This is a genomic window from Tessaracoccus sp. OH4464_COT-324, assembly GCF_003932855.1.
Lineage (GTDB): Bacteria > Actinomycetota > Actinomycetes > Propionibacteriales > Propionibacteriaceae > Arachnia.
This window is the reverse complement of the sequence record NZ_RQYZ01000034.1, coordinates 1-6513: the sequence shown is the minus strand read 5'-3', so window position 1 is coordinate 6513 and position 6513 is coordinate 1. Positions and strand designations below refer to the sequence as shown.

Sequence of the window (6513 nt, the reverse complement as noted above, 5' to 3'; positions counted from 1 at the left end):
GCCTCAACTCAACGCCCTTGATCCCCTTCTCACCGTCATCCTGAATCCCGTCACGATCCGCATCCAACCACACGAAATCACCAACCGAAACGGCGGGAATCTTGTTGGCCTCGTTAGTCACCGTGACTGCAACAGCCTTCTTGTTCTCGATGACGAATGACGCCGTCTTCCCCTGGCTCTTCCCATCAATCGTAAACTCCGGGTCTCCCCAGATCACGTTAGCGGCAGGATCGGCCGTATTGGGGTCCTCGGTGAGCGTGATCCTGGTGCCCACTGGGAAGTCTCCGGGGAACGTGGCGGTTTGGCCGAGCGCAACCCGCAACTCGGCAGGCTTGGCGGCGGGCGGTGTCCAGTCGGGGAAGTCGTTCGCGGTCTTGCCACCCGGAAGTTCCCAATCGACCAGTGCGGTGAAGGTAGTGCCGGGGGCGACCCTGTCCCTTGCCTCGCCGGAGAGATTCTTCGTCAAGGAGAATCCGCCAAGGCCTTCCTTGAACTCGATGTTCACCTCGAATCCCTGCGTGTACTTGATGTCACGCTTGAGAACGATCTCCTTATTGTTGTACACCAGCTTCGCCTCGTTGCTGTACTTCTCCGACGGATTCGGCAGGCCGTTTGGCGTGTTCGGGCGCGTCCGGTAGTTGACGTAGTAGTTGGTGTCGGGCTGGAACGGCCCGGTCACGGTAATCGTCGCCTCGGTCGGCTTGTCCGCATTGTTGAACTGCACGTCGAGGCCGAACCCCTTGTGCTTGTCGCTCAACTGGCGACCCGTTGCGTCGACGATGCGGTGATACTGCGGCGCCGTATCGCCCTTGGCGTCGCGCAGGTAGAGCACCCACCTTGCTTTGTCGGTGTGGTAGTAGTGCCCGTAGGCCTTCGAGCCGTCGTCAGTGGAGGAAGTCAGAGTGTCCTTCCACACAAGCCGCGTGATGGGCTCGGCGTTCTGGGTCTGGGCGGAGAGCTTGTTCACGTTGAAGAGAATGTCCCAGTTCAGATAGTTCCGGCTCAATACGATGCTGGAAGCCCATTTGCTCAGGTACTCGTGGTAGCCGTGGGGGGAGGGCTTGATGCCGTCTCCGGGCAGCGGCACGGGGATGATCTCGCCGTTGGCGTCAATGTCCACCGTTTTCTTGGTGGTCAGTTCGACGGCAGACAGGATCACCATGCCGGAGCCATGCACCTCGCGCTTGCCCCGGATGCCTTCGCCAAGCGTGCAGATCACATCCTTGGAGCCAGAAAGCTCGCACTCACCTGCCTTCACACCCCGGAAAACAAGGTCACGCTTCGAGCCAGGCTCCAGGTTGTTGAACTCGGCGGGCAACTTGAGGTAGAAGGAGTCGCCCGGCTGGGGATTGGCTGAGGTGGCGTCGAAGGTGAAAGACAGCTTGACGCGGTTCCACTTGTAGATCTGACCAGCGATCGGCTCGTTGGTCGAGCTGACTCGCTCTATCTTCGAGACAGCAACCTTGATCTTGTTGTTCTGCTCCGCTGACGCGGTACTCAGACCGAACAGCGAGACCAGGGAGGTGAAGGTGAGCGCCAAGGCTAGGCAGATCGCCAGAAGCGCTCTCTTGGTTTGTCGAACCATGTCCGCTCCAGAGTTTCTAAGGGTCAATAGGAGGGTCCCGCGATCATCTGCCGGGACCTTATCTGAGCGAGCTTAACAAGCATAAGGCGTAGTGGGGGGCAACCTTTTCTGAGATTTACTCAGTTTTCGTCGCTGGGTCACTAAACCCGATCGGACAAACACCCTCCGACAAGCACCGCGCGCCCAATCGATTGTGATCAAACTGATACAAACTGTTTTCGCACTTGAGCCAAGCGCGCGTCCCGACCAGCCCAACGGGGCGCTCGGGCATACTTGACCCGGTGAGCGAGATTCGTGTTTCAGCGGTGTTGCTGACCAGCAGCGACGGCCGCGTGCTGCTGGTCCGCAAGCGAGGCACGTCAACCTTCATGAATCCCGGAGGCAAGCCCTTCCCCGACGAGGGGCCAGCAGAGTGTGTCATAAGGGAGGTGCGCGAAGAGTTGAGCCTCGATCTGGACCCGGAACGCCTGCTCGCCCTCGGCGAGTTCGCCGCCCCTGCGGCCAACGAGGTCGGCCAGATGGTGCGCGCAGACTGCTACCGCTACCTCGATCCGGTCCCCGACGGCGTGTCCCCTGCCGCCGAGATCGCCGAGATCGCGTGGCTTGACCCGGAGCAGCCGGCCCAGATCGCCCTCGCCCCGCTGTATGCCGAGCACCTGCAAAACCATCTGCAATAACCTTGTAAGGGTTGCAGCATTTTGCGCAAGGGCGAGAAACCCTTAGACAGGCCCCACAGTTGCTAGGTAGCATGTGCTACATGGCTGAAACTGCGCACTCCGGCCTCTTCCAGGCCGACGAGACCCCGACCACCGACCATCGCGTCTATGGCCCTTCCAGCGTGCCGACGCACCCGCTGGCGGTAGCCCCGGTCGCTACTCCGCCGCACACCGTCGACGGATTCGTGAAGGAGTTCCTCCACGAGCTGAACACGACGCAAGGCGTCACCCTCAACCAGGCGAGCATCAACGATCAGTACATGGCGCTGGCCCTGACTGTCCGCAACTATTTGATGGCCCGCTGGTTGGAAACCAGCCGCTCCAACGAACGCACCAAGGGCAAAACCGTCGGCTATCTCTCCGCCGAATACCTGCTCGGCCGCCAGCTCGGCAACGCGCTGCAGGCCACGGACCTGAATGAGATTGCTCTTGAGGGGCTGAAGCAGTGCGGCATCGAGTTGTGGCAGTTGCGGGCGCAGGAAGTTGAACCCGGCCTCGGCAACGGCGGTCTCGGGCGCCTCGCTGCATGCTTCATCGACTCACTCGCCACGATGAGCGTCCCCTGCATCGGCTACGGCATCCGCTACGAGTACGGAATCTTCCGGCAGACCTTCGTCGACGGCCGCCAGGTGGAGCAACCCGACACCTGGCTCGCACTCGGCTCGCCGTGGGAGTTCCCGCATCCCGAAGCCGCCGTGAAGATCAACTTTGGCGGACACACCGAGCGTTACACCGACGACTCGGGCCGCGAGCGCACCCGATGGATCCCCGCGTGGGACGTCCAGGCCGTGCCCTACAACTACATGGTCCCGGGCTACAAGAACGGCCGGGTCAACACGCTGCGGCTGTGGTCCGCCGAGGCCACCAAGGCTTTCGACCTGCAAATCTTCAACTCCGGCGACTACGCCCAGGCAGTTCGGGCCCAAACATTCGCCGAAAACATCTCGAAGGTGCTCTACCCCGAGGATTCCACCCCACAGGGCAAGGAGCTGCGCCTTCAGCAGCAGTACTTTTTCGTCGCCGCCTCGATCCGCGACTTCATCAACCAGCACCTCGAAGACGGATTCGACCTGCGCAACCTCCACGAGCGGATCATCTTCCAGCTGAACGACACGCACCCGGTCATCGGCGTCCCCGAGTTGATGCGCGTGCTGATTGACGAAGAAGGCTTCGACTGGGCCGAGGCCTGGGAGGTCACCGCCAAGTGCTTCGCCTACACCTGTCACACTCTGCTGCCCGAGGCCCTCGAAGTCTGGCCAACGGAACTGCTTGGCCGCCTGCTGCCTCGCCACCTGGAGATCATCTACCGGATCAACGAGCAGTTCCTTGAGCAGGTTCGCACCAAGTTCCCCGGCGACGAGGTGCGCGTCGGCCGCATGTCCATCATCGCAGAATACCCGGAGCGCTCCGTGCGCATGGCCCATCTCGCTGCGGTGGCGGGCGTCAAGATCAACGGCGTGGCCGAGTTGCACTCCCAGCTGCTGCGGGACAAGGTACTCAAGGACTTCGCGGACCTGTGGCCGGAGAAGTTCACCAACGTCACTAACGGCATCACCCCGCGCCGCTTCGTGCGGATGGCCAACTACAAGCTGTCCGAGCTGATCAGCGACACCATCGGCAAGGGCTGGGTGAACGACCTTGAGCGGCTCCGCGAGCTGGAGCCCTACGCAGAGGACGCCGACTTCCGGATCGCCTTCAGCGAGGCCAAGGCTTTCAATAAGCGCAGGCTGACCAGCCTGCTCGCCCAGCGCGATGGCATCCTGCTGCCGGATGGTCACTTGCTCGACGTGATGGTGAAGCGGCTCCACGAGTACAAGCGCCAGTCACTCAAGCTGCTGCACATCGTGTCGCTCTATGAGCAGGTGATCAGTGGCAAGATTACGGCCGACGAGATCACCCCGCGTACCGTCGTGTTCGGAGCCAAGGCGGCGCCGGGCTACCGGCTCGCCAAGGACACCATCCACCTGATCAACAAGGTGGCCGGCGTCGTGAACTCCGACGAACGGCTGGCTGGGCGACTGAAGGTGGCGTTCCCGGCTAACTACAACGTCACGCTAGCGGAGAAGCTCATTCCTGCCGCTGACCTGTCCGAGCAGATCTCGCTCGCCGGCATGGAGGCCTCCGGCACCGGAAACATGAAGTTCGCGCTGAACGGTGCGCTGACCATCGGAACCGACGACGGGGCGAACGTCGAGATTCGCCAGCTCGTCGGCGATGACAACTTCTTCCTCTTCGGCATGACCGAGCCCGAGGTGGCAGAGTTGAGCACCTCGGGCTACGAGCCCGGCGAGTATTACTCCAACAACCCGCAGTTGCGCGCCGCCGTCGACCTGATCCAGTCGGGCGTCTTCTCGGGAGGTGACCGCGGCACCTTCGACTCGCTGGTGTCCAGCTGGCTCTACCACGACCGTTTCATGGCATTTGCCGACTTCGATTCGTACATCCGCGTCCAGGCCGAGGTGGAGAAGAAGTACGCCGACCAGGAAGCTTGGACCAAGTCCGCGATCCTGAACGTGGCCCGCTGCGGCTACTTCACGTCGGATCGTTCGATGCGCGACTATCTCACGCGTATCTGGGACATCACCCCCAGCTTCTGAGCTTGACGAGTCGCTGCCGGGCCTCCGATCGGGGGCCCGGCAGCTGTTTCAGCCCGCTTGCAGGAACCCCTCATGATAAATTAAATTGAGATTCATTCTCAATAACTATCGTGGATGGAGACCCATGCAACCCGAGATTCACCCGCAGTACGCTCCTGTGGTGTTCCGCGATCGCTCCACCGGCGATCTCTTCCTGACTCGCTCGACCCTGACCTCGGACGAGACCATCGAGTACGAGGGCCGTGTCTACCCGCTGGTCAACACCGATATCACCGCGGCCAGCCACCCATTCTGGACAGGTAGGGCGCGCGAGCTGGACACGGAAGGGCGCATGCAACGCTTCCGCCGACGCTACGGAGGCTGACATGCGGATCCCAACTTTCCTGATTACCGGCCTGGAGCCGACGGCGCTGGATTCCACTGCGCTCGGGCTCCTGTGTGACCTGCCAGAATCCGTCGTAGTCCGGCACGAGGTGAGCCACGAACACAACACCCTGACCCGCACCGTGAGCGATGTTCGCGGGCTGTTGGAGCGCGAGGTGATCAGCCTGGGGCACGCCTGCATCCCCTGCGCGATCCGGGAAGACGTCGTGCCGACGTTGGCCCGCCTCGCTGCCACGGGCAGCTGGCCGTCACAAATTGCGGTGCTCCCCTCGGGAGCCGATGCTCGTCAGGTCTGCCGCTTCGTGAGCCGCAGCCCAAGCGTCGCGGCGCCCTTCAAGATTGCCGGAGTGGTTGCGGCGCTGTCCGGCGAAACGCTGGAGCGCGATCTGACTGGAGGCGATCTGCTGTGCGAGCGCGGGTTCGGGGTCTTCTCCGACGACCGGCGCTCCGTCGCAGAGGTCAGCTCGGCGCTCATCGAATACGCCGACGTGGTGAGCGTTCGGCGGCCAGACGTGCCCCATGCCTTGGAACCTGGGTTCACGCTGGCCATGTCGTTGGCCCGACCAGGCGCCGTCACGACGGTCGGTTGGCCCGGCTTTCGCGGGGAACAGCTGCTGACCGGCTTGCACGACCCAAACTGTTCCGAGGAATGGGTGTGCGACGTACCTCCGGCCGCGCTTCCAGAGCCGGCAGAGGGCTCCTGGCGGCTGACCCTCAGCTCCCACCTGCCCCTGCACCCTGACCGGCTGCTGCGACGCATCGCGGACCTCGGCTCTGGCAGGTTCCGCAGCCGAGGCTGTTTCTGGCTGCCCACTCGTGCCGAACTCCGATGCTGTTGGGACGGCGCCGGCGGGCAACTCTCGATTGGTGTCGGCGGGCGGTGGGGCGCGGCGCAGGCCCGGACACACATCGTCGTTACGGGGCTGTGCGCACACGGTGACCCTCGCCCCAGGCTTTTGGACGCGTTCGGGGACTGCCTCATCACCGACGAGGAGCTGGCCGAGCGCGGCGTCGCGTGGGAGGTCTTTTCCGACGGGTTGGAGGACTGGCTGGGCGAAATCCGCTGACCGTGGATGGCTGAGGGGCGCACCCATCAGGGTGCGCCCCTCAGCCCGTTAGCTCAGCAACCGGTCTTGGGAAGCCCCGGTTTCGGGGCAGGCTCTCCCGGTTTCGGGGCGGGCTCTCCCGGTTTCGGGGCGGGCTCTCCCGGTTTCGGGGCGGGCTCTCCCGG

5 protein-coding genes are annotated in these 6513 nt (G+C 63.1%); 4 read left to right on the top strand and 1 reads right to left on the bottom strand.

Annotated features, from left to right (window positions below):
* On the bottom strand, nt 1-1585 hold a 1585-nt coding region (locus EII42_RS11910; RefSeq protein ID WP_148098053.1), incomplete at its 3' end, for a DUF5979 domain-containing protein.
* Between the two features lie 281 nt (nt 1586-1866).
* Between EII42_RS11910 and EII42_RS11905 the strand changes: the two genes are divergently transcribed.
* The 4 genes from EII42_RS11905 (at nt 1867) to EII42_RS11890 (ending at nt 6349) form a co-directional block, all read left to right on the top strand.
* Complete coding sequence (locus EII42_RS11905) at nt 1867-2262, top strand: NUDIX domain-containing protein (RefSeq protein ID WP_199729884.1); 396 nt, start codon at nt 1867-1869, stop codon at nt 2260-2262.
* 80 nt (nt 2263-2342) lie between these two features.
* Nucleotides 2343-4898: a glycogen/starch/alpha-glucan phosphorylase gene (locus EII42_RS11900; protein WP_125172367.1), complete on the top strand. Its 2556-nt coding sequence runs from the start codon at nt 2343-2345 to the stop codon at nt 4896-4898.
* 124 nt (nt 4899-5022) lie between these two features.
* A complete protein-coding gene (locus EII42_RS11895) occupies nt 5023-5262 on the top strand; it encodes a type B 50S ribosomal protein L31 (protein ID WP_125172365.1) in 240 nt (79 codons plus the stop codon).
* A 1-nt stretch (nt 5263) separates the two neighbouring features.
* Nucleotides 5264-6349 carry a GTP-binding protein gene (locus EII42_RS11890; protein ID WP_125172363.1) on the top strand — a complete coding sequence of 362 codons (1086 nt, stop codon included), beginning with the start codon at nt 5264-5266 and terminating at the stop codon, nt 6347-6349.
* Nucleotides 6350-6513 lie beyond the last annotated feature (164 nt).

Bases quoted from the DNA above. Each gene is read 5' to 3' on its own strand.
- EII42_RS11900 (WP_125172367.1), top strand. From the start codon at position 2,343: ATGGCTGAAACTGCGCACTCCGGCCTCTTCCAGGCCGACGAGACCCCG.
- EII42_RS11895 (WP_125172365.1), top strand. From the start codon at position 5,023: ATGCAACCCGAGATTCACCCGCAGTACGCTCCTGTGGTGTTCCGCGAT.
- EII42_RS11890 (WP_125172363.1), top strand. From the start codon at position 5,264: ATGCGGATCCCAACTTTCCTGATTACCGGCCTGGAGCCGACGGCGCTG.